Genomic DNA, 1,590 nt, shown 5'->3' on the forward strand with positions numbered 1-1,590 from the left:
AAATTACATTAACATCTGTTACGGCAGCAATAGCTGTATCTGCATCAACAGCATTAACATCTGGTTATGTTAAATATCTAATGTCAAAATTCGATAACGAAATAAAAGAAATAAAAGAGCGACAAAACGTAATGGAAGGGAGGCAAAGCTTAACAGAAGGGTGGCAAAGTGTAGATCTACAAAGCATACGTATACATAATGCTCTTTCGTAAATTTTTACTTCCGCACTTCTTTAGTGTTGCTTATGATAACTATAGATTCATATTTTAATTAGAGGCTTTAATTACCTACTTTAAGTTATTGAATTTCTTATCATAGCATCTGTCATTCCAGTACCCTGGAATGACAGAAAAAGAACACTGAATTAAAAATACAACATACCATCTTATATCTTAATACTGCATAATACCTCGATCATAGATTGATTAAGGACACCTTGAGTTATCTCTTTAATTAGTCTTGCTTTACTATGAAAAGCTTGTACTCTTTAAATGTATTATTTATAAATTAACTGTTTATAAGCTAAAATATGTCTAATAGAGCTAATATAACTTTTTTTATAGCTGGTGCTATTGCTTCCCTTACATTAATTACATCTGGAGTTTTTGCTGTAGCTCCTTACGTTGCATTTTTATCTTCAGTTGCAGCTTTAAATATAGCTCCCCCTGTTATTTTTATTTTATTTGCGCTTTCTGCAGTAGTAATTGTGTTTTCATATAAAATGATTAAACAAAATAAAAAATCTCAAGAAAACTCGAAAGCTGAAGTCGAAGAGCCGAATAAAGGGTTAAGGAAAGAAGAAAATAAGCTAACTCCAATTAAAGAAGAATTAGAAGATGGAAAGGATAAAGAAAATAAATACGGGTTTAGTGGTCTAGAAGAAAAAGTTCATAGAATTTTAGAGAATTTTGTAACGCAAGATGAAGTGAATGGGTTAAAAAAAGAGGTTAGTGACCTTTCTGCACAGTTAATTAATAGTACTGCAATAGATGAAGTAGAAGCAAAGCTGAATATGGAATTTTACGCAAAAGGTGAAGAAAGAGGGTGGAATACAACATTTAGTGATATTATATTACCAAATGACATAAAAGAAAAATTGAAAGGGATTTGTGAGTTACAAGGCAGAGGATATCTCTTGTACGGTCCACCAGGAACTGGTAAAACTAGTATTAGTAAGGCAATTGCAAATCAAACTAAATCTCTATCTGCGTTTATATCTATTTCTGCATCTTGTTTGTCTAATAAATCGAATATAGATCAAATTTTTGAGAAAGCAGAGACAAACAGTCCGTGTATAATTTTTATAGATGAGATTGACGGCATTGGCAAAAAGCGCACTTCCAGTGAAAATGCAGGACCTTTAACTCATTTACTCACTAAATTGGATCGAGAGTTTTTATCCTCAAAAAATATAACGGTAGTTGCTGCAACTAATCATAAGAATCATTTAGATCGATCTCTTTGTCGGTTTTAAAGGTTTTTGGTGAAGGCTTAAAGTTGCTTCTACTCATTTTTGGTGCATCTAATAGTAGAGAGGCTCTTACAAGTCTATGGTCTGATTCAAACTTAATTTTGTTTAGTACTTCAATG

The 1,590-nt window shown here is 31.9% G+C and carries 1 protein-coding gene and 1 pseudogene; both read left to right on the top strand.

What is annotated here, in order from left to right:
• Window positions 1-212, top strand: a pseudogene (locus ACJ5GX_RS01170) (ankyrin repeat domain-containing protein); the annotation flags it as partial.
• Window positions 213-529: 317 nt separating this feature from the next.
• On the top strand, window positions 530-1,474 hold the full coding sequence (locus tag ACJ5GX_RS01175; RefSeq protein WP_495292600.1) for an AAA family ATPase: 945 nt from the start codon (window positions 530-532) through the stop codon (window positions 1,472-1,474).
• Window positions 1,475-1,590 lie beyond the last annotated feature (116 nt).

The organism is Wolbachia endosymbiont of Tuta absoluta (genome assembly GCF_059414725.1).

Coding starts and splice junctions, on each gene's coding strand:
- ACJ5GX_RS01175 (WP_495292600.1), top strand. CDS start 530: ATGTCTAATAGAGCTAATATAACTTTTTTTATAGCTGGTGCTATTGCT.